The sequence below is a fragment of the Pseudomonas sp. 11/12A genome, from assembly GCF_000800055.1.
GTDB lineage: Bacteria > Pseudomonadota > Gammaproteobacteria > Pseudomonadales > Pseudomonadaceae > Aquipseudomonas > Aquipseudomonas mohnii.
The window spans coordinates 123,039-141,654 of the sequence record NZ_JUGV01000001.1 but is presented as its reverse complement, the minus strand read 5'-3'; the positions used below and the strand labels follow the sequence as shown (position 1 = coordinate 141,654).

The following is an 18,616-nucleotide window of genomic DNA, read 5'->3' as shown; positions in this document are numbered from 1 at the left end:
CTGGATAAATTTTCAGTGGTTCGGAACGACGGCTATCATACCCCGCTAATTAATCCCGCGCAGAACGGAGTACCCCAATGACCGCTTTTAGCCTTGTTTATAGCCTGCATGTCCTCGCCGCACTGGTGTGGGTCGGCGGCATGTTTTTCGCCTGGATGGTCTTGCGCCCTGCGGCTGTGAACGCACTGGAGGGCCCTGCCCGACTGAAATTGTGGGTAGAAGTGTTTCAAGGTTTTTTCCGCTGGGTCTGGGTCGCGGTCTTACTGCTGCCCGTCAGCGGTGTGGGCATGCTGCATATGCACTTCAACGGATTTGAAACCGCTCCGCGCTATGTGCAGGTGATGATGGGCTTGTATGTGGTGATGACGGCGCTGTTCATCCGGATTCAGGCGCTGATGCTGCCTGAGTTGCGTACGGCGGTCATTGCCCAGGATTGGCCGGCGGGGGCTGCGGTGCTCGGGAAGATTCGGCGCCTGGTGGGGATCAATCTGATTGTCGGGCTGGTGCTGGTGGCGATTGCTGCGGCGCGGCCGATGTTCTAAAAGCATCGCGAGCAAGCTCGCTCCCACAGGTACGGAGCAATCCTGTGGGAGCGAGCTTGCTCGCGAAGACCATCGATCAGACGACACACACTTCAGAAATTGCTTACAACCGCTGAACCGTCACCGAGCCCGCCGCCCCCGCAGGCCCCGGCTGGCCATCGGCGCCAGGTTTGCCGCTTTTGCCGCCATCGGCCTTGTAGATGAAGCAACCCTTGGCCTTACCGCCCGCTCCCGGCTTGCCGCCGGGGCCAGCCAAGCCACCGGCTCCGCCAGCGACCTGAACCTTGATTTGTTCGGCGGGGTATTCGCGCGGCACTGCCAGCTTGACCAACGCCCCCGGTGCCCCGGGCTGGCCATTACTGCCATCGCTGCCATCGGCACCGCGCCCCGCCTGCCCCCAGGTGCAGCCTGGAGGCTGGCCATTGGCCCCGTCGAGGCCGACGAATCCCGGCGCTCCCGCACCACCGCGAGCATCCACCAACAATTGCGGCGCCTTCAGTGCCTTGATCTGCAAATTCAGATTACGCCCGGAGCGGGCCGCCTTCTGGTAAGTGCCGGGGGCGCCGCGAGCGGTGATCTGGCTGCCCTCGGCCAACTCGGCACGACTGACTTTCAGCTCCAACGCCTGTTCGCTGGGCACGATAGCGATCCGCGCATCACGGCCCAGGTGCAATTCGCCGACGGTGACCTCGGTTACATTCGACGGGATGAGCAATGTGCCGTAATCAGCCACTTCCAGGCGATCCAGCTGCAAGGTGCTGGCGGTGTTGGGCAAGCGCATCAGCGAGTTGGTTTCAACACTCACCACCTGTGCGCAGGCCAGTGGACTGATGAGTACGGCGAGCAGACAGAGTTTACGCATGGGAAGCCTTCGGTGCAGTCGGAGCGGGAATGGTTTGCAGGTGGAAAACGCCGAAAAAGAGGATGTTCAAGCGATCACGCCAGGGATGGGCGCGCCCCCTGAGGCTGCGGAAGCAGAAGACAATCTCCAGCAGGTGGAGCCCTGCCAGCAGGCTGCCGGCCAGGTTGACCAGCAGGTGCAGCGGATGGATGAACGGCGTGAGCAGATTGACCAGCACCACCGACCAGAACAGCAGGGTCAACAGCTTCCCCAGCCCCCAGAACACCTTCATACGCTCCCCCGAACAGAATTATTATTTGCACGCACAGTAACGGCTTCCACGCGGGATAAGCCAGAGGGCAACCAAAAATTCTTCATGAAGATCGCCGACTGGCTGTCGGGACGACCTGAAAAGTCACCCGACAGCTCTATTTCGAGGTTCAGCGATTGATGTGCAGCTCCACGCGACGGTTTTTCGCGCGGCCTTCATCGGTTTCGTTATCGGCCACAGGCTGGCTTTCGCCTTTGCCTTCGCTGGTGAGTTTGTTCGGCGCCACGCCCTGGCTTAGCAGGTATTCGGCGACACTGCTGGCGCGCCGCTGCGAGAGTGCCTGGTTATAGGCATCCGATCCGACGCTGTCGGTGAAGCCAACCACCTTGATGCTGACCACATCGGCGTCTTCCAGCTTGCCCATGATCGAGTCCAACTGACTCTTCGCGGTGGGTGTCAGCTCGGACTGGTTAAAAGCGAACAGCACATCACCGGCATCACTCAGGGTAATGACCTCCGATTGCGCCGGTTCGGCAGGCTTCACACTGACCGGGTACTGGGGCAGCGGGCAACCGCGATGATCGACAGGGGTGTTGGCCGGTGTATCAGGGCAGCGATCACGGCGGTCGAAAACGCCATCGCCGTCTTCGTCGCCATCCTGGGCATAGCAAATCAAACCACCGGTCAAAATACCGAGCGCCGCTCCACCGGCCGCCCATCCGCCACTTTCGACAGCGCCAAGGCCTCCGCCGACCAGTCCGCCAATGACGCTGCAAATCGGCCAGGTACGTTGATTGAGGGGAGCAGTGCCATCACTGTGAGTGGCGCAACCGGTCAACAGGCTGCCAAGTAGCAGAACCGGCAAGACGGTCCGTGTGAATTGGGTCATTTTGAGAAGCTCCTGTGTCACCGGTCAATGCCGGTTACACAGGAGTAAAGACCGGCATCCGCGACTGCACAAGCCGCGGATGCGAGGGACTTAGCGCTGGATTTTGATTTCCGTGCGACGGTTCTGTGCACGGCCGTCGGCGGTTTTGTTATCGGCAACCGGCTGGCTTTCACCGGCACCGGAAACAGACACGAAGTTGCTCCGCGGCACGCCTTGCTGGATGAGGTACTCAACCACCGAGTGGGCGCGTTTGTCCGACAGTTTCTGGTTGTAGCTATCGCTGCCCACGCTGTCAGTATGACCGGTAACGGTCATCCGTGCGGTTGGGGCTTCCGCTTTCAAGCGAGTGGCGATCTTGTCGAGCACCTGCTTGTCAGACGCAGTAAGTGTCGCTTTGTCGAACTGGAAGTGAACATCGCGGATGACAATCGTTTCTTCCTTGACCACCACGACCTCTTCGACCACTGGTGCTGGTGCTGGTGGTGGGCAACCATCGGCATCGACTTTCACGCCTCGAGGCGTGCCCGGGCACTTGTCGCGGTTATCCGGCACACCATCGCCGTCTTCGTCGCCATCCCCGTGAACCCAGCAATAGGCCGCTGCCGTACCACCGACAATCAGCGCGCCATAACCGGCCCAGGAGGAGCTCTCGGTTGCACCGAGACCCGCGCCCACGACACCACCGACGGCCGCACAGGTCGGCCAGTCGGTTTTCTGCAAACCTGCGCAACCAGTCAACACACTGGTTAGCAGAACCAGGGGTAATGCTGTCCGAACTATGCTCATCTAGTTTTCTCCTGAAGGATCGGCTTAGAACCGATTCAGGGAGTAAAGACCGGAGTTTTAATCTCCGCCAGCAATAGGCCATTGCTGTTTTTTCCACTGTTCAGCACTGATCGCCGGTTTTGCGTCAAAGCCGCTCTAGGCTCGGACTCACAGGCAAGCTAGTCTTGGCAGATCTGATTGAGGATCTTTGATGATTGCAGGTAACTCTTCGCGCACGCCGCAGCAGGCGCTGGCCGCTTTGCTGGATCTTTACTCCCCTTCGCGCCTGTTGCTGATCGGCGCCAGTGAGTTCCCCGCGCTGGAAGCTTTCAAGCTCGCGCACCCGGACAGCTGCGTGGCGCACGCGGCACCCGGGCCGTTGCCTGCCGAGCTGGCGGCGCGCCGGTTTGACCTGGCGCTGGTGGTCGATTGCCTTGAGCACCTGCCCAAGCGTGACGGCCTGAATTTGCTCGGTGGTATCCGCAACCTCAATGCCAGTCGCATTGCGGTGCTGGCGGACCTGCCCGCCAGCGGCTGGCAAGAAACGGATTTTTTCTCCCTGGCGCTGCAGGCCAGCGAACGCTTCCAGCGTGACGATCAAGTGCTGACGCTGTTCACCTATGACCTGCTTGACTACAAACAAGTCCCCGACTGGCTCAACTCGCGGTTCTGGGCCAATCCGGAAAACTTCGGGAAATATTGGTGGTAATGCAATGAGTACATCCATTTGCCCTTGCGGCAGCGGCACCCTGCTCGATGCCTGCTGCGGTCATTACCATGCCGGCCACCCGGCTCCGTGCGCCGAAGCCCTGATGCGCTCGCGCTACAGTGCCTACGTGCTGGGTCTGATCGATTATCTGGTGGCCACCACCCTGCCCGCGCAGCAAGCCGGCCTTGATCGGCAATCGATCAGCGACTGGAGCGCGCAAAGCACCTGGCTGGGTCTTGAGGTGGAAAGCTCGGAAGTCTTTGGCGGTCAGCCCGAACACGCTTTCGTGACCTTCACCGCGCGCTGGCACGACGGCAGCGGTGAACACAGTCACCGTGAGCGTTCGTCGTTCGTTCAGAACGCCGACCGCTGGTATTTCATCGATCCGACCGTGCCCCTCGAAGTCGGACGTAACGACGCCTGTCCCTGCGCCAGCGGGCAGAAGTTCAAGAAGTGCTGTTCGGGTTATTTCGGCCGTTGATGTGAATCCAGGGAGCTAGACTGGGCATCAAAGGAGTCCCACCATGCTCAGTCGACGACGCACACTTCAAACACTCATTCTGCTGTTGTTTCTGGGGCTCGGCGGCTGCGCGTCGTGGTTCAGCGACGACGAACCGGACCCCGAGGTGCATCTGGTCAGGGTTGAAGTCGTGCGAGCCAAACTGTTGGAACAGCGCTTTGTGCTGCATTTCCGGATCGATAACCCCAACGACAGCGACCTGACGGTGCGTGGCCTGGCATACCGCATTCATCTTGGCGACATCCTGCTGGCCGAGGGCGAGCATGAACACTGGATCACCGTCGGCCCCAAACGCAGCGGCTTTTACAAGGTACCGATCCGCACCAACCTGTGGCCGAAAGTGAGGGATCTGGTCAAACAACTGAAAAGTCCCAAGCATCCCATCCCCTATCGACTGGAAGGCGAAATGGAAACCGGTTTATTCATCGCCCACTACGTGCACCTGGCGCGTAATGGCGTGATAATCCCCGCCGATCTAATTCCGGAGTAACCCCGATGACCCAGCAACCCCATGTACATGGCCCAGACTGCAACCACGATCACGACCACCATGATCACGACCATGGCCATGTCCACGGCCCGAACTGCGGCCACGCCCACCAGGAACCGGTGCGCAACGCCCTGAAAGACGTTGGCCGCAATGACCCTTGCCCGTGTGGCAATGGCAAGAAGTTCAAGAAGTGCCACGGCGCTTGATGGGTTAGACCCATTTCCCTTGAGGAGTCGGCTTGCTGGCGATCAATGCGACGCGTTTTGTCATACGCACCGCTTCGCTGGCAAGCCAGCTCCTACAGGTTTTCAATCGGCCATCAATATCTGCGCCGAATTGACCACCGTCGCATACTCGCCATGCAAATTCCCCAGCGACATCCCGTGTACCTCTTCAGCTGAACGGGCATGCCCAAAAAAGTCGACCTTGTCGAAGGTAAAGCACGCGTCCTCCGCCACCCACGTATCGAACCCCAGATTGCCTGCGGTACGCGCCGTGGACTCCACGGAGTTGTGGGTCGCCACGCCGACGATGATCAATTGTTCGACTCCCGCTTCTCGCAAAAACGCCTCCAGCCCCGTCGAGCAAAACGCATCCGGCACCTGTTTTTGAATCAGTCGCTCGCTTGGCAATGGCTGAAACCGCTCCTGAAATTCGACGCCCGATTGTTGTGGCCAGAACACCGAGTCCTCCGAGCGGGACAGGTGTTGCACATGAATGATCGGCCGCCCACTGCGACGCCAGTGGCCCAAGAGCGCCAGCATGCGATCTTCGGCCTGAGGATTGTTACGCCGGCCGAGTCTGGGGTGAAGGATGCCTTTTTGCTGATCGATGATGATCAGTGTCGCGTTTTTCTCAAGCTCCATGCTCGCTCTTCTCACGCCAGGTCAGTTGATTTCCTGCACTTCAACATCGGCCCCGGCCAGTGGCAAGCCATCGAATGCAAACGGGATCTCGGACAAAACCTGAAATAACCTTGCCGCCCGCTTGCGCGGCCACCTCCTGCTCACTAACGTAGCGCCTTTACTGACGTTACCGCCCCGCAGGAGCTTTGCCATGGCCTCGCCAGCCCTTACACATTTTCTACCCCGGTTCGGCGTTGCCGCAGCAGTTGCAGGTGTTTTGAGCCTGACCGGCTGTCAGAGCTTCAACGCACAGGACACCGTCCCGCCGACTTCCGGCGTACAGCCGCTCAAAGGCCTGGCGCAGAACGTTTCGGTGCGTCGCAATGCCATGGGCATGCCGCTAATCGAAAGCAGCAGCTTCCACGACGCACTGTTCACCCTCGGCTATGTGCACGCCAGCGACCGCATCACGCAAATGGTCACCTTGCGTTTGCTGGCCCAGGGCCGTCTGGCCGAGATGCACGGTTCGGACCTGCTGGACGCCGACCGCTACATGCGCGCGGTCAATCTGAAGAAAAGCGCCGGCGAGCTCTATAAGGCATCGTCGCCACGCCTCAAGCGCTTCTTCGAAGTCTATGCCCGCGGGGTCAACGCTTACCTGTTCCGCTACCGCGACAAGCTGCCGGCGGACCTCGCCGCCAGCGGCTATAAGCCTGAATACTGGCAACCGGAAGACTCGGCGCTGATTTTCTGCCTGCTCAACTTCAGTCAGTCAGCCAACCTGCCCGAAGAGATCTCCGCGCTGGTGCTGGCCCAAACGGTATCCACCGACAAACTGCCATGGCTGACCCCTTCCGCCCCCGATGAACAATTGCCAGTGGCCGAAAGCGAAAAGCTGCAAGGCATCAAACTCAACGGGCAAGTACCGGGACTGGCTGAAATCAGCAAAGCCACGAGCCAGCTCGCCGAGCTGAATCTGCTCGGCGCCACGTCATCGAACAACTGGGCCATTGCCCCGCAACGCAGCCGCAGCGGCAAGAGCCTGCTGGCCAGCGACAGCCATGGGCCGATGGGCGTGCCATCGTTGTTCAGCTATGTGCAGATTCGCGCACCGAAATACCAGGCATCCGGCGTGACCATCCCCGGGTTGCCGATGGTGCTCGGCGGGTTCAACGGCAAGGTCGCGTGGAGCACGACCAGCGTCATGGGTGACAACCAGGACCTGTTCCTGGAAAAAATCAAACGCCAGGGCAACGGCCTGGTCTACGAAAACGGCGGCAAATGGCAGCCGGCGGTGGTGCGCAACGAAACCTATTTCGTCAAAGGCCAGCGGCCGATTCGCGAAGCGGTGTACGAAACCCGCCATGGCTCCCTGCTCAACAGCGCTCAGGGGCTTGCCCAGGGCAGCGGCTTCGGCCTGGCCTTGCAGACGCCGAGCTTCACCGATGACAAAACCCTGGACGCGTTTTTTGACCTGTCCCGCGCGCAGAATGTCGAGAAGGCGTCGGACGCCAGCCGAGAGATCCGCGCCATTGCGCTGAACCTGGTGTTTGCCGATGCCAGCAACATTGGCTGGCAAGTCACCGGTCGCTACCCGAACCGTCGCGAAGGCGAAGGCCTGTTGCCCTCACCAGGCTGGGAAGGTCGCTACGATTGGGATGGCTACGCCGACCCGATGCTGCACCCCTACGATCAAGACCCGGCCCAGGGCTGGCTCGGCACCGCGAACCAACGGGTCATCCCCCATGGCTACGGCATGCAGCTGTCCAATTCCTGGTCGGCGCCGGAACGTGGCGAACGTCTGGCTGAGCTGGCCGGGGTGGGCAAGCATGACACCCGCAGCCTGATCGCCATGCAGTACGACCAGACCACCACCTTCGCCGCCAAATTAAAGAAAATGTTCGCAGCGCCGGGCATGTCCCAACCGCTCAAACAAGCCATCGCGGCGTTGCCCGCAGCGGATGGAGCCAAGGCACGCGAAGCGTTCACCCGCTTGATGACGTTCGATGGCAAACTCAGCCCGACCTCCGCCGATGCGGCGATCTACGAGCTGTTCCTGCAGGAAAGCGCCAAGCAGATTTTCCTTGATGAACTGGGGCCAGAAAGCAGTCCGGCATGGAAGGCCTTTATCGCCAACGGCAAGTTGTCCTATGCCGCGCAGGCCGATCACCTGCTGGGCCGCGAAGACAGCCCGTTTTGGGATGACGTGCGCACCGCGCAGAAAGAAGACAAACCGGCGATCCTGGCGCGCAGCCTGGCAGCCGCGATCAGCGCCGGGGACAGCCAGCTGGGCGGCGACCACAAAGCCTGGCAGTGGGGCAAACTGCACCGCTACGAATGGAAGAATGCCACTGGCCAGACCGTGCGCGGTCCGTTGCCGGCCGGCGGCGATCACACCACGCTTAACACGGCTGCGTTCGCCTGGGGCCAGGACTTCAACACCACGCTGGCGCCTGCCATGCGCTTTATCGTCGACTTCGGCCAGGCTGAACCTCTGATGGGCCAGAATGCCACCGGCCAGTCCGGTAACCCGGCCAGCCCGAATTACCTGAACAGCATCGAGCCGTGGCTGAAAGGTCAGTATCAGAGCTTGCCGATGCAGCCGCAGAACTTTGACAAGGTGTACGGAACCAAGCGATTGACCCTGACACCAGGCAAGTAAACCCATTCCCTGAGGCGAGGGAGCTTGCTCCCGCCGGGCTGCGAAACGGCCCTTGAATCTGTCCACGCGGCCCATCCGTCAAACGTCACTGTCGCGTTTACGGCTGCTGCGCAGTCGAGCGACAGCAAGCGCTCTCGCCATAGGGCTTCGCCACATTCGACCTAAAAAAGTGCAGGCTTCCCACGTCGCCCAATTTCGTGCACTAATCCCTTGCGGCAATTTCCTGAACACCTTTTAAAACGCTTGTTCGGCACTCTGGTTCGGAAATTGCTACTTTCATTAAGTCTTACGCTCACCAGTAACAATAATTCTGCGCCACAAGCGCTCATATTGGTTCTTAGGGATTGAATAATGAAAAAAGCATTGCTGACCCTTTCTGCACTGGCATTGTGCGTTGCCGCTGGCTCCGCGCTGGCAAAGGAATACAAGGAATTGCGTTTTGGCGTTGACCCTTCCTACGCACCGTTCGAGTCGAAAGCGGCCGACGGCAGCCTGGTCGGTTTCGACATCGATCTGGGGAACGCAATCTGCGCCGAGCTGAAGGTCAAGTGCAAATGGGTCGAGAGCGATTTCGACGGCATGATTCCTGGCCTGAAGGCCAATAAATTCGACGGCGTGATCTCTTCGATGACCGTCACTCCGGCCCGCGAAAAAGTCATCGACTTCTCCAGCGAGCTGTTCTCCGGCCCAACCGCTTACGTGTCCAAGAAAGGTTCTGGCATCACGGCAGACGTCGCGTCGCTCAAAGGCAAAACCGTCGGCTACGAGCAAGGCACCATTCAGGAAGCCTATGCCAAAGCCGTTCTGGACAAGGCTGGCGTGAAAACCCAGGCCTATCAGAACCAGGACCAGGTGTACTCCGACCTGACTTCCGGTCGTCTCGACGCCGGGATCCAGGACATGCTGCAAGCCGAACTGGGCTTCCTGAAGTCGCCAAACGGCGCCGATTACGAAATCAGCAAGCCGGTCGACAGCGAACTGCTGCCAGCCAAGACAGCGGTCGGTATTAAGAAAGGTAACACCGAGCTGAAAGCCCTTTTGGATAAAGGTATCAAAGCGTTACACGATGATGGCACCTACGCCACCATTCAGAAGAAACACTTTGGCGATCTGAATCTGTACAGCGGCAAATAATGCCCGGCGCCCATTTCGCGATGGGCGCTTTTTTCTTCCGATCAGGTTGCTGATTTATGTTTGAAAACCTCCTACAAAATCTGGGGCTCTCAGCCTTCAGCCTCAAGGGCTTCGGTCCGTTGCTGATGGAAGGCACCTGGATGACCATCAAATTATCGGCGATGTCGCTGCTGGTGGCCGTATTGCTCGGCCTGCTCGGCGCCAGTGCCAAACTGTCAAAAGTCAAACTGCTGCGCTTGCCTGCCCAGTGCTACACCACGCTGATTCGCGGGGTGCCGGATCTGGTGCTGATGCTCCTGATTTTCTACAGCCTGCAAACCTGGCTGACATCGCTCACCGACTACATGGAATGGGAATACATCGAGATCAACCCGTTCAGCGCCGGTGTTTTGACCCTGGGCTTCATTTACGGCGCGTACTTCACCGAAACGTTCCGCGGCGCGATCCTCGCCGTGCCTCGCGGCCAGGTTGAAGCCGCCACCGCCTACGGTCTCAAACGCGGCCAGCGTTTCCGCATCGTGGTGTTCCCACAGATGATGCGCTACGCCCTGCCGGGTATCGGCAACAACTGGATGGTCATGCTCAAGGCCACCGCGCTGGTATCGATCATAGGCCTGGCCGACCTGGTCAAGGCCGCGCAGGACGCCGGTAAAAGCAGCTACCAGCTGTTCTATTTCCTGGTACTCGCCGCCTTGATCTACCTGGCGATCACCAGTGCCTCCAACTTCATTCTGCGCTGGCTGGAACGCCGCTACGCCGCGGGTACACGGGAGGCCGTGCGATGATCGAACTCCTTCAGGAATACTGGAAAGCCTTTCTCTACACCGACGGCCAGAACATCACCGGCCTGGCCATGACCCTCTGGCTGCTCAGCGCGTCGATCTTCTTCGGTTTCATCGTATCGATTCCATTGTCCATCGCCCGGGTCTCGCCGCACTCCTACATTCGCTGGCCGGTGCAGTTCTACACCTACCTGTTCCGTGGCACACCACTCTATATCCAGCTGCTGATCTGCTACACCGGTATCTACAGCCTGGCCGCCGTGCGTGCGCAACCGCTGCTGGACAGTTTTTTCCGCGACGCAATGAACTGCACCATCCTGGCCTTCGCCCTGAATACTTGCGCCTATACCACGGAGATTTTCGCCGGGGCGATTCGCAGCATGAACCACGGTGAAGTCGAAGCGGCCAAGGCTTACGGCCTGACAGGCTGGAAGCTGTATGCCTACGTGATCATGCCTTCGGCCCTGCGTCGCTCGTTGCCCTACTACAGCAACGAAGTGATTCTGATGCTGCACTCGACCACCGTGGCGTTCACCGCGACCATCCCGGACATCCTGAAAGTCGCACGGGACGCCAACTCGGCGACCTTCCTGACCTTCCAGTCGTTCGGCATCGCCGCCCTGATCTACCTGACCGTCACCTTTGCGCTGGTCGGCCTGTTCCGTCTCGCCGAACGCCGATGGCTGGCCTTCCTCGGGCCGACCCACTAGGACTTCTCGCACATGCGCCACCAGATACATGACTTGCTGTCCCCGCTGCCGGGGACCGCACGACAGATCCACAGTTTTCACTTCGGGCCGCAACCGGCCAACGGCAAGATCTACATCCAGTCCTCCCTTCACGCCGATGAAATGCCCGGCATGCTGGTGGCCTGGCACCTCAAGCAACGCCTGGCGGAGCTGGAAGCCGCCGGCCGCCTGCGCAGCGAAATCGTCCTGGTTCCGGTGGCCAATCCGGTCGGCCTGGAGCAAGTGCTGATGGATGTACCGCTGGGCCGCTACGAACTGGAAAGCGGTCAGAACTTCAACCGCTGGTTCATCGATCTGAGCGAAGAGGTCGGCAACGAGATCGAGGGCCGACTGGGCGATGACCCGCAGCACAACCTCGAACTGATTCGTGACAGTTTGCGTAATGCACTTGCCCGGCAGACGGCCAGCACCCAGTTGCAATGCCAGCGCCTGACCCTGCAGCGGCTGGCCTGCGATGCCGACATGGTGCTGGACCTGCATTGCGATTTCGAAGCCGTCGCGCACCTGTACACCACTCCGGATGCATGGCCCCAGGTCGAGCCTCTGGCCCGCTACATCGGTGCCGAGGCCAGCCTGTTGGCCACTGACTCCGGCGGGCAGTCGTTCGACGAATGCTTCACCTTGCTCTGGTGGCAGTTGAAAGAGCGCTTCGGCGAACATTTCGACATTCCGGCCGGCAGCTTTTCGGTGACCGTCGAACTGCGCGGCCAGGGTGACGTCAACCACCCGCTGGCCAGCCTGGACAGTCAGGCGCTGATCGATTACCTGATTCATTTCGGCGCGATCACCGGTGAGCCGGCGCCCATGCCCGAGCTGCCCTACCCGGCCACACCGCTGGCTGCTGTCGAACCCGTGGCCACGCCCGCCGGCGGCTTGCTGGTGTTCACTGCGCTGCCAGGGGAATACCTGGAAGCCGGGCAATTGATCGCTGAAATCATTGACCCGATCGCGGATCGCGTCACCCCCGTTCATTGCACCGCCGCCGGGTTGATGTACGCCCGCTCGCTGCGCCGCATGGCCACTGCCGGCATGGTAATCGCCCATGTCGCGGGCACCGAAGCCTATCGCAGCGGCTACCTACTTTCGCCTTGAGGATGCCTGTTCCATGTACAAACTGACCATCGAAGGCCTGCATAAAAGCTACGGCGATCATCAGGTGCTCAAAGGCGTTTCGCTCAAGGCCAACACCGGCGACGTCATCAGCCTGATCGGCGCCAGCGGCTCGGGTAAAAGTACCTTTCTGCGCTGCATCAACTTTCTCGAACAACCCAACGACGGCGCCATGAGCCTCGACGGCCAGGCGATCCGCATGATCAAGGATCGACACGGCATGCATGTCGCCGATCCCGATGAGCTGCAACGGATCCGTACCCGCCTGGCCATGGTGTTCCAGCACTTCAACCTGTGGAGCCACATGACCGTGCTGGAAAACATCACCATGGCCCCGCGCCGGGTGCTGGGGTGCAGCAAGCAGGAAGCCGAAGACCGCGCACGACGCTATCTGGACAAGGTTGGCCTGGCAGCGCGGGTGGCGGACCAGTATCCGGCATTCCTCTCAGGCGGCCAGCAACAGCGGGTGGCCATTGCCAGGGCGCTGGCCATGGAGCCGGAGGTCATGCTGTTCGATGAGCCGACTTCGGCGCTCGACCCGGAGCTGGTGGGGGAGGTGCTACGCGTAATCCAGGGCCTGGCCGAAGAAGGCCGGACCATGATCATGGTGACCCACGAAATGAGCTTCGCCCGCAAGGTCTCGAGCCAGGTGCTGTTCCTGCATCAGGGCCTGGTGGAAGAGGAAGGCGCGCCGGAAGACGTGCTGGGCAATCCGAAGAGTGAGCGATTGAAGCAATTCCTCAGCGGTAACCTGAAATAAACGCCGAACGAAAAAAGGGGAGCCGCATTCCCGGCTCCCCTCACTCAAACATCAAGCACTCGCATCGTGCTCAAGCCTGAAACGGCCATTGGTCACTTCCAGACCGTCTGCATCTATCCCACTGAAGTTTCCGGCAAACTGCGCATCTCCACCCACGGTCAAATCAAGTGCGCCTCGATACAACTCGGCTTCGGAGTTGCCCGTCACATGGATAACCATGGGGGACCGCTCACTAAGCCCCAGACTGAAGCTGCCACTCTGGATTCCAACCGGCAGATAGACATAAAACGCTGTCCCCTTCCCGTTATCAGCCTCGATACAGTGGATGCCTGGCCGATCATGGAAGTAGAGTCCGTGCGTCACGCGAAACGGCAGGGGATCGCCGGCCGTGCTCACATCGGCACTTAAATGCCCCGATCGATTTGTACTCATCTGAATGTCCTTTTCATAGGCGGAATAACTGCCCGCCGCCGACCTTTTCCAAAAAGTCGCAGAACGAGCAACGCCGGAATAAAAACACGGCCGGATCGGAAATAGGTTTCGACGGCGATTACAGTTATTGCCGGATATGAGTCGATCAACACTGGAGCGAACTTCGCCCGCGCCGACGCACAAGCAGCAGCGCTTTCGATGCGTTGGCTGGTGACCATGAAGTCCGCCGGGACAACAACTGTAGGATCTTTGTCATCGGCGACAACGAAATATGGCCAGTCAGCTGAAGTCTTCACAGACCTCAGCTGACTGACCATTCATTTTTCTGCGCAGACGGTCAGGCCACAGGGGCGGGAGGCGGCTCATCCGGCAGGGTGGGCTCACCGGGCTCGGTGGGCTGTTCGTTGGGGGTATCGGGATCAGGTTGGCCGGGGATGCCTCCTGCCATGCTGATCGGAGGGTGTGCCAACAAGGACCAGGCCAAGACGCCAACCTGATTGGGCTCAAGACTTGCCAGTTCGGCACTTATTCGCGGGTCGATCTTCATAAAGCACTCCTGAGCGATGGTCCGGTCCGCGTTGCGCGAATCAGAGCAGTACACTCCATAGAGTGTACGCTCGCCCAGGAATTCCCACGGTTCGTCAGACGGCTGACTCAGGTCCGCGGCAGGGTCACGCCACGCTGGCCCTGATACTTGCCGCCACGGTCCTTGTAAGACACTTCACACTCTTCGTCAGACTCAAGGAACAGCATCTGTGCCACGCCTTCATTGGCGTAGATTTTCGCCGGCAGGTTGGTGGTGTTGGAAAATTCCAGGGTCACGTGACCTTCCCACTCAGGCTCGAGCGGCGTGACGTTGACGATGATGCCGCAACGCGCGTAGGTACTTTTACCCAGGCAAATGGTCAGCACATTACGTGGAATGCGGAAGTATTCGACGGTGCTGGCCAGGGCGAAGGAGTTCGGTGGAATGATGCATACGTCGCTATGGATGTCGACGAAGCTGCCAGCATCGAAGTTTTTCGGGTCGACGATAGCCGAATTGATGTTGGTGAACACCTTGAAATGATTGGTGCAACGCACATCGTAGCCGTAGCTGGACACACCATAGGAGATCACACGGCTATCGTCGCTGCCGCGCACCTGACGCTCCACGAAGGGCTCGATCATGCCGTGCTCTTGCGCCATGCGGCGAATCCACTTGTCCGATTTGATGCTCATGGCGGGTGTCCTGAATAGCGAGGTGGAAAAAATCTGTCCGGCATCTTACCGGGGCACGCCCTTGGGTTCAAAGACCGGGGCACAATTCTCGACAATCATCCGAAATCACTGGCCCCTTGAAACAATCGGATGCACCGTCGATCACGAAAACAAAGAAACCTTCGCAAGAAACATTGGCACGTTCCGGAAAAAGGGTTAAGGTGACGTCACTGTGCTGCTTGTGTCACTGAGAATCTCTACACGATATGTTGAATTTCGATCCAACCATCTACAAGAATTTTTCCTGCTCTTTGCACTCAGTCTCGGCCAGGGTTCTTCCTGAGTCGCAGTTATCTTTGTTCAAGGAGTTACACCATGTCTAATCGCCAAACCGGTACCGTTAAGTGGTTCAACGATGAAAAAGGCTTCGGCTTCATCACTCCACAATCCGGTGACGACCTGTTCGTTCACTTCAAAGCTATCCAATCCGACGGCTTCAAAAGCCTGAAAGAAGGCCAACAGGTTTCTTTCATCGCTACCCGCGGTCAGAAAGGCATGCAAGCTGAAGAAGTTCAAGTTATCTAACTTGTACTTGCTTTAGTAAAAAGCCCCGCCCTCAACAGCGGGGCTTTTTTGTGCCTGCGTGTTTTTCCAGGCATAGAAAAACGCAGCCGAAGCTGCGTTTTTCAGCACTTACCAAGTCACGCCAAACCCTGCGGTGTAACGGGTCTTACTCAAGTCAGCCTCATCGGAACCACTGACAATATCCCTCTCGGCCTTCAGGTTCAGCGACGCCCAATCGGTCACTTTATAGCGCAGCCCCATCTCGGCATCGAGCGCGTAGTCGGCCACGCCCGACAACGGCTTGGCCACCTCACCATTGGTGAAGAACTCCACCTTCTTGCCAATCAGGTAACGGTTGTAATCCCACTTCATGGCCAAGGAATAGAAATTCTCCTTGCTGCCGTCGCGGAACTCATAATCGGTGCGATTGACCAGCGACCCCAGGGAAAATGCACCCAATTCGTCATCCCAGAACTGATAGCCAGGACCGGTACCCACGGTACGCTGGCGAGACAGGTCTTCTACCTTGTCGCGCTTGTAAACCAGACGACCTTCCCAGAACCATTTATCGGTGATGAAGCGGTCGAGGGAGTATTCAGCTCTCCAGTTGTCCGTAGTGACAACGTCATCCTGGAACTCGCGGTTGTATTCGCCTTCCGCGATGTGCCGCCAACGGCCATGGCGGGCAGTGGTCTTGAAGTCGATGTCGTAATCATCGGTATCTTTGTCCGCACGCTGGTAATCCAGAGCCGCGTCGATATTGCCCTTCCATACCAAGTCTTCGACCACCGGCTTGGGTTTGAGGATTTGTTGGACACTGGCCAGCTCGACTGTCTTGGGAGCTTCGCCATTGGCCAAAATGACCTTGCCATCCTCCGCAGCATGCAACGACTTGGCCTTCTCGCCGGTGTAGGCGTCCTGCTTGACCAACAGTTCCTGATCACTTTCCAGGGTTTTGACCTGCTTCCAGTCAATGGGGACCGCGCCGGCGTATTCGGTCTGGATCAACAGCTTGCCACCATCGAACAGAATGATCTTGCCACTCAACTTGTCACCGTTCTTCAACCACACGGTATCCGCGAGCAAGGGGGTAGAAGCACTGACGATGGCGAGACACAACACGGTTCTGGAGAACATAAGCAAATACAGGCTCAGGTACGCGAAAAGAATTGACCCTATTCGCAGGAATAAGGCCCTGGCTAGGACTGACCCCGACCCTATCTATTGAGTTCATTTCTCAATGGACGATCAAGGATTTACTCTACAGACGGTACTGCGAACTTTTTCAGGAACCCCGGACGTGATCGAACCAACCAATGGCACCGAGAGTGCGGCACAAATCCGACGCACGGCGCTCTACCTGACACTCGCACAAGTGCCGGAGGGCAAAGTGGTGAGTTATGGCCAATTGGCCGAACTGGCCGGACTGGGGCGCGCCGCCCGCTGGGTCGGGCGGACACTGAGCCAGTTGCCCGGCGACAGCAAATTACCCTGGCACCGCGTACTCGCCGCCGGCGGGCGCATCAGCTTGCCCGCGGGCAGTCCATCCGGGGACGAACAACGCGCCCGATTGCGCATGGAGGGCATCAGTATCCTGAACAATCGTGTTGATATTCGGCGCCATGGCTGGCGCCCGGTAGAGCACAGCGGTTAGAGTGCGCGCTTTGTTTCCGTATTTCTTGAGGCAGACTCCAGCCCATGCCCCGTAAAACCTGGCGCGCCGCGCTCGCCGCATATGCCAGCCCCTCGACGCTTGTACTGTTACTGCTGGGTTTCGCCGCCGGCCTGCCGTACATGCTGGTATTCTCGACTCTTTCGGTCTGGCTACGCGAAGCCGGTGTGGCTCGCGAAACCATCGGCTACGCAAGCCTGATCGGTCTGGCCTATGCCTTCAAATGGGTCTGGTCGCCTCTGCTAGACCAATGGCGTCTGCCCCTGCTGGGCAAGCTCGGTCGACGACGCTCCTGGCTTGTTTTGTCGCAATCACTGGTGATCCTCGGCCTGATCGGGATGGGCTTTTGCGACCCGCAAAAACACCTTTCCTGGCTGATCGCCATCGCGGTCATTGTCGCATTCGCCTCGGCAACGCAAGACATCGCCGTGGACGCCTACCGCCTGGAGATCGCCGAAGACAGTCGCCAGGCCGCCCTCGCCGCCAGTTACATGTCCGGCTATCGGATTGCCGCTTTGCTGGCGACGGCAGGTGCCCTGTTCTTCGCCGAAGGGTTCGGCTCCACCGGTTTCAACTATCAGCACTCCGCCTGGACCGGCACCTACGTGCTGTTCGGCGCCCTGATGATCCCGGCGCTGCTGACCTCCCTCTTCATGCGCGAACCATCGGTCCCGCTGCGCACCCAACTGCAGGCCGGGCGTTATAGCTTCGCGCATCAACTGGCTTCAGTGTTCGTACTGATCGTACTGCTGGTGTCCGTCCCGGCGATGTTCACCCAGCTCTACAACACCGACTTTGCCAGCGTGCTCTTCCATGGCGTGAGCCTGCTCGATCTGCTGCTCGAAGACCGCGCGTTCCTTCGGGCAATTCTCTATACCACGCTGACTGCGCTGTGCCTGTCGACCATGGGCCGCCGTGGCCTGGCGCCAGTGCTGACGCCGGTCAACGACTTCATTCTGCGTTACCGCTGGCAAGCCCTGCTGCTGCTTGGGCTGATCGCCACCTATCGGATGTCCGATACGGTCATGGGTGTGATGGCCAACGTCTTCTACATCGACCAGGGCTTCACCAAAGATCAGATTGCCAGCGTCAGCAAAATTTTCGGTCTGATCATGACGCTGGTGGGCGCCGGCATGGGCGGCCTGCTGATCGTGCGTTTCGGCATCTTGCCGATCCTGTTCATCGGTGGCGCCGCATCGGCGGGAACCAACCTGTTGTTCCTGATGCTCGCGGACATGGGCCCCAACCTGAACATGCTGATCGTCACCATTTCACTGGATAACTTCAGCTCCGGCATGGCGACTTCAGCCTTCGTCGCTTACCTGTCGAGCCTGACCAACCTGAAGTTCTCAGCCACCCAATATGCCCTGCTCAGCTCGATCATGCTCTTGCTGCCACGCCTGATCGGCGGCTACTCAGGCGTCATGGTGGAGAAATTCGGCTACCACAACTTCTTCCTGATCACCGCCATGCTGGGCGTTCCGACCCTGGTATTGATCGCCCTGCACTGGTTCCAGGAGAGCCGCCGCGCAGGACCGACACCGACGCCGGAACCGGTTCCGACCCAGGTCGCGGAGGAATCGTAAGAAACACGCAGGAAACCTTGCAGAGGGCGCAGAGATTCCCGCCCTCCTGCCACACCGCCGGCCGCACTTCTGTACGACAGCGGATCTCGCCCG

Annotated in this window: 24 protein-coding genes; 15 read left to right on the top strand and 9 right to left on the bottom strand. The window is 59.3% G+C overall.

All coding sequences use genetic code 11. From position 1 onward, the window contains the following. Nucleotides 1-77 precede the first annotated feature (77 nt). On the top strand, nucleotides 78-542 hold the full coding sequence (locus GQ39_RS00675) for a CopD family protein (RefSeq protein ID WP_047526449.1): 465 nt from the start codon (nucleotides 78-80) through the stop codon (nucleotides 540-542). A gap of 103 nt (nucleotides 543-645) precedes the next feature. On the opposite strand, the gene GQ39_RS00670 is transcribed toward GQ39_RS00675, so the two are convergent. The 4 genes from GQ39_RS00670 to GQ39_RS00655 form a co-directional block, all read right to left on the bottom strand. Beyond that, nucleotides 646-1,404, bottom strand: coding sequence for a collagen-like triple helix repeat-containing protein (locus GQ39_RS00670; protein WP_047526448.1), 759 nt, complete (start codon nucleotides 1,402-1,404; stop codon nucleotides 646-648). After that, on the bottom strand, nucleotides 1,397-1,675 hold the full coding sequence (locus GQ39_RS00665) for a DUF1145 domain-containing protein (protein ID WP_047526447.1): 279 nt from the start codon (nucleotides 1,673-1,675) through the stop codon (nucleotides 1,397-1,399). The genes GQ39_RS00670 and GQ39_RS00665 overlap by 8 nt, the downstream gene beginning before the upstream one ends. A gap of 148 nt (nucleotides 1,676-1,823) precedes the next feature. Beyond that, nucleotides 1,824-2,543, bottom strand: coding sequence for an OmpA family protein (locus GQ39_RS00660; protein WP_047526446.1), 720 nt, complete (start codon nucleotides 2,541-2,543; stop codon nucleotides 1,824-1,826). A gap of 90 nt (nucleotides 2,544-2,633) precedes the next feature. Continuing rightward, entirely contained in the window at nucleotides 2,634-3,329 is a 696-nt protein-coding gene (locus GQ39_RS00655) for an OmpA family protein (protein WP_047526445.1), read from the bottom strand. Between the two features lie 190 nt (nucleotides 3,330-3,519). Between GQ39_RS00655 and GQ39_RS00650 the strand changes: the two genes are divergently transcribed. From GQ39_RS00650 to GQ39_RS00635, 4 genes are read left to right on the top strand one after another with little or no spacing between them, the layout of a single operon-like run. Then, nucleotides 3,520-4,017, top strand: a complete 498-nt coding sequence (locus GQ39_RS00650; protein ID WP_047526444.1) for a DUF6231 family protein — start codon at nucleotides 3,520-3,522, stop codon at nucleotides 4,015-4,017. 4 nt (nucleotides 4,018-4,021) lie between these two features. Next, nucleotides 4,022-4,498, top strand: a complete 477-nt coding sequence (locus GQ39_RS00645) for a YchJ family protein (protein WP_047526443.1) — start codon at nucleotides 4,022-4,024, stop codon at nucleotides 4,496-4,498. Nucleotides 4,499-4,541: 43 nt separating this feature from the next. After that, nucleotides 4,542-5,027, top strand: a complete 486-nt coding sequence (locus tag GQ39_RS00640) for an LEA type 2 family protein (RefSeq protein ID WP_047526441.1) — start codon at nucleotides 4,542-4,544, stop codon at nucleotides 5,025-5,027. 5 nt (nucleotides 5,028-5,032) lie between these two features. Continuing rightward, the gene (locus tag GQ39_RS00635) at nucleotides 5,033-5,233 is read left to right on the top strand and encodes an SEC-C metal-binding domain-containing protein (RefSeq protein ID WP_034146774.1); all 201 of its coding nucleotides are present in this window, start codon (nucleotides 5,033-5,035) and stop codon (nucleotides 5,231-5,233) included. A 102-nt stretch (nucleotides 5,234-5,335) separates the two neighbouring features. Here GQ39_RS00635 and GQ39_RS00630 read toward each other — a convergent pair whose 3' ends face one another. Beyond that, on the bottom strand, nucleotides 5,336-5,842 hold the full coding sequence (locus GQ39_RS00630) for a cysteine hydrolase family protein (protein WP_236693131.1): 507 nt from the start codon (nucleotides 5,840-5,842) through the stop codon (nucleotides 5,336-5,338). Here GQ39_RS00630 and GQ39_RS33110 point away from each other — a divergent pair. The 7 genes from GQ39_RS33110 (at nucleotide 5,741) to GQ39_RS00600 (ending at nucleotide 13,069) form a co-directional block, all read left to right on the top strand. After that, the gene (locus GQ39_RS33110; protein ID WP_236693164.1) at nucleotides 5,741-6,001 is read left to right on the top strand and encodes a hypothetical protein; all 261 of its coding nucleotides are present in this window, start codon (nucleotides 5,741-5,743) and stop codon (nucleotides 5,999-6,001) included. The two genes, GQ39_RS00630 and GQ39_RS33110, sit on opposite strands and share 102 nt — an antisense overlap. 82 nt (nucleotides 6,002-6,083) lie before the next feature. Continuing rightward, complete coding sequence (locus GQ39_RS00625) at nucleotides 6,084-8,534, top strand: penicillin acylase family protein (RefSeq protein ID WP_047526436.1); 2,451 nt, start codon at nucleotides 6,084-6,086, stop codon at nucleotides 8,532-8,534. Between the two features lie 351 nt (nucleotides 8,535-8,885). Beyond that, nucleotides 8,886-9,668, top strand: a complete 783-nt coding sequence (locus GQ39_RS00620) for a transporter substrate-binding domain-containing protein (RefSeq protein WP_047526433.1) — start codon at nucleotides 8,886-8,888, stop codon at nucleotides 9,666-9,668. A 56-nt stretch (nucleotides 9,669-9,724) separates the two neighbouring features. Continuing rightward, nucleotides 9,725-10,453, top strand: a complete 729-nt coding sequence (locus GQ39_RS00615) for an ABC transporter permease (protein ID WP_047526432.1) — start codon at nucleotides 9,725-9,727, stop codon at nucleotides 10,451-10,453. Next, nucleotides 10,450-11,160 carry an ABC transporter permease gene (locus tag GQ39_RS00610; protein ID WP_047526431.1) on the top strand — a complete coding sequence of 237 codons (711 nt, stop codon included), beginning with the start codon at nucleotides 10,450-10,452 and terminating at the stop codon, nucleotides 11,158-11,160. Before GQ39_RS00615 ends, GQ39_RS00610 begins: the two co-directional genes overlap by 4 nt. Nucleotides 11,161-11,172: 12 nt before the next feature. After that, the gene (locus GQ39_RS00605) at nucleotides 11,173-12,291 is read left to right on the top strand and encodes a succinylglutamate desuccinylase/aspartoacylase family protein (RefSeq protein WP_047526430.1); all 1,119 of its coding nucleotides are present in this window, start codon (nucleotides 11,173-11,175) and stop codon (nucleotides 12,289-12,291) included. A 13-nt stretch (nucleotides 12,292-12,304) separates the two neighbouring features. After that, nucleotides 12,305-13,069, top strand: a complete 765-nt coding sequence (locus tag GQ39_RS00600; protein ID WP_047526429.1) for an ABC transporter ATP-binding protein — start codon at nucleotides 12,305-12,307, stop codon at nucleotides 13,067-13,069. 51 nt (nucleotides 13,070-13,120) lie between these two features. Here the strand turns inward: GQ39_RS00600 and GQ39_RS00595 are convergent, their stop codons facing one another. From GQ39_RS00595 to dcd, 3 genes are all read right to left on the bottom strand, one after another. Continuing rightward, entirely contained in the window at nucleotides 13,121-13,501 is a 381-nt protein-coding gene (locus tag GQ39_RS00595) for a hypothetical protein (RefSeq protein ID WP_052193449.1), read from the bottom strand. A 337-nt stretch (nucleotides 13,502-13,838) separates the two neighbouring features. Next, on the bottom strand, nucleotides 13,839-14,048 hold the full coding sequence (locus tag GQ39_RS00590) for a hypothetical protein (RefSeq protein ID WP_047526427.1): 210 nt from the start codon (nucleotides 14,046-14,048) through the stop codon (nucleotides 13,839-13,841). A gap of 107 nt (nucleotides 14,049-14,155) precedes the next feature. Next, complete coding sequence (gene dcd / locus GQ39_RS00585) at nucleotides 14,156-14,722, bottom strand: dCTP deaminase (protein ID WP_007904652.1); 567 nt, start codon at nucleotides 14,720-14,722, stop codon at nucleotides 14,156-14,158. 354 nt (nucleotides 14,723-15,076) lie between these two features. Between dcd and GQ39_RS00580 the strand changes: the two genes are divergently transcribed. Next, nucleotides 15,077-15,286 carry a cold-shock protein gene (locus GQ39_RS00580; RefSeq protein WP_002554837.1) on the top strand — a complete coding sequence of 70 codons (210 nt, stop codon included), beginning with the start codon at nucleotides 15,077-15,079 and terminating at the stop codon, nucleotides 15,284-15,286. A 108-nt stretch (nucleotides 15,287-15,394) separates the two neighbouring features. On the opposite strand, the gene GQ39_RS00575 is transcribed toward GQ39_RS00580, so the two are convergent. Continuing rightward, nucleotides 15,395-16,402: a DUF481 domain-containing protein gene (locus GQ39_RS00575; protein WP_047526394.1), complete on the bottom strand. Its 1,008-nt coding sequence runs from the start codon at nucleotides 16,400-16,402 to the stop codon at nucleotides 15,395-15,397. 163 nt (nucleotides 16,403-16,565) lie between these two features. Here GQ39_RS00575 and GQ39_RS00570 point away from each other — a divergent pair, with 163 nt between their 5' ends. Both GQ39_RS00570 and GQ39_RS00565 read left to right on the top strand, forming a co-directional pair. Next, complete coding sequence (locus GQ39_RS00570; RefSeq protein WP_047526392.1) at nucleotides 16,566-16,919, top strand: MGMT family protein; 354 nt, start codon at nucleotides 16,566-16,568, stop codon at nucleotides 16,917-16,919. A gap of 44 nt (nucleotides 16,920-16,963) precedes the next feature. After that, nucleotides 16,964-18,523: an AmpG family muropeptide MFS transporter gene (locus tag GQ39_RS00565; RefSeq protein WP_047526391.1), complete on the top strand. Its 1,560-nt coding sequence runs from the start codon at nucleotides 16,964-16,966 to the stop codon at nucleotides 18,521-18,523. Nucleotides 18,524-18,616: the final 93 nt, after the last annotated feature.

What these genes read in the sequence shown, in the direction of transcription:
- GQ39_RS00675 (WP_047526449.1), top strand. Translation starts at nt 78, where the DNA reads ATGACCGCTTTTAGCCTTGTTTATAGCCTGCATGTCCTCGCCGCACTG.
- GQ39_RS00670 (WP_047526448.1), bottom strand. Translation starts at nt 1,404, where the DNA reads ATGCGTAAACTCTGTCTGCTCGCCGTACTCATCAGTCCACTGGCCTGC.
- GQ39_RS00665 (WP_047526447.1), bottom strand. Translation starts at nt 1,675, where the DNA reads ATGAAGGTGTTCTGGGGGCTGGGGAAGCTGTTGACCCTGCTGTTCTGG.
- GQ39_RS00660 (WP_047526446.1), bottom strand. Translation starts at nt 2,543, where the DNA reads ATGACCCAATTCACACGGACCGTCTTGCCGGTTCTGCTACTTGGCAGC.
- GQ39_RS00655 (WP_047526445.1), bottom strand. Translation starts at nt 3,329, where the DNA reads ATGAGCATAGTTCGGACAGCATTACCCCTGGTTCTGCTAACCAGTGTG.
- GQ39_RS00650 (WP_047526444.1), top strand. Translation starts at nt 3,520, where the DNA reads ATGATTGCAGGTAACTCTTCGCGCACGCCGCAGCAGGCGCTGGCCGCT.
- GQ39_RS00645 (WP_047526443.1), top strand. Translation starts at nt 4,022, where the DNA reads ATGAGTACATCCATTTGCCCTTGCGGCAGCGGCACCCTGCTCGATGCC.
- GQ39_RS00640 (WP_047526441.1), top strand. Translation starts at nt 4,542, where the DNA reads ATGCTCAGTCGACGACGCACACTTCAAACACTCATTCTGCTGTTGTTT.
- GQ39_RS00635 (WP_034146774.1), top strand. Translation starts at nt 5,033, where the DNA reads ATGACCCAGCAACCCCATGTACATGGCCCAGACTGCAACCACGATCAC.
- GQ39_RS33110 (WP_236693164.1), top strand. Translation starts at nt 5,741, where the DNA reads ATGAATGATCGGCCGCCCACTGCGACGCCAGTGGCCCAAGAGCGCCAG.
- GQ39_RS00625 (WP_047526436.1), top strand. Translation starts at nt 6,084, where the DNA reads ATGGCCTCGCCAGCCCTTACACATTTTCTACCCCGGTTCGGCGTTGCC.
- GQ39_RS00620 (WP_047526433.1), top strand. Translation starts at nt 8,886, where the DNA reads ATGAAAAAAGCATTGCTGACCCTTTCTGCACTGGCATTGTGCGTTGCC.
- GQ39_RS00615 (WP_047526432.1), top strand. Translation starts at nt 9,725, where the DNA reads ATGTTTGAAAACCTCCTACAAAATCTGGGGCTCTCAGCCTTCAGCCTC.
- GQ39_RS00610 (WP_047526431.1), top strand. Translation starts at nt 10,450, where the DNA reads ATGATCGAACTCCTTCAGGAATACTGGAAAGCCTTTCTCTACACCGAC.
- GQ39_RS00605 (WP_047526430.1), top strand. Translation starts at nt 11,173, where the DNA reads ATGCGCCACCAGATACATGACTTGCTGTCCCCGCTGCCGGGGACCGCA.
- GQ39_RS00600 (WP_047526429.1), top strand. Translation starts at nt 12,305, where the DNA reads ATGTACAAACTGACCATCGAAGGCCTGCATAAAAGCTACGGCGATCAT.
- GQ39_RS00595 (WP_052193449.1), bottom strand. Translation starts at nt 13,501, where the DNA reads ATGAGTACAAATCGATCGGGGCATTTAAGTGCCGATGTGAGCACGGCC.
- GQ39_RS00590 (WP_047526427.1), bottom strand. Translation starts at nt 14,048, where the DNA reads ATGAAGATCGACCCGCGAATAAGTGCCGAACTGGCAAGTCTTGAGCCC.
- dcd (WP_007904652.1), bottom strand. Translation starts at nt 14,722, where the DNA reads ATGAGCATCAAATCGGACAAGTGGATTCGCCGCATGGCGCAAGAGCAC.
- GQ39_RS00580 (WP_002554837.1), top strand. Translation starts at nt 15,077, where the DNA reads ATGTCTAATCGCCAAACCGGTACCGTTAAGTGGTTCAACGATGAAAAA.
- GQ39_RS00575 (WP_047526394.1), bottom strand. Translation starts at nt 16,402, where the DNA reads ATGTTCTCCAGAACCGTGTTGTGTCTCGCCATCGTCAGTGCTTCTACC.
- GQ39_RS00565 (WP_047526391.1), top strand. Translation starts at nt 16,964, where the DNA reads ATGCCCCGTAAAACCTGGCGCGCCGCGCTCGCCGCATATGCCAGCCCC.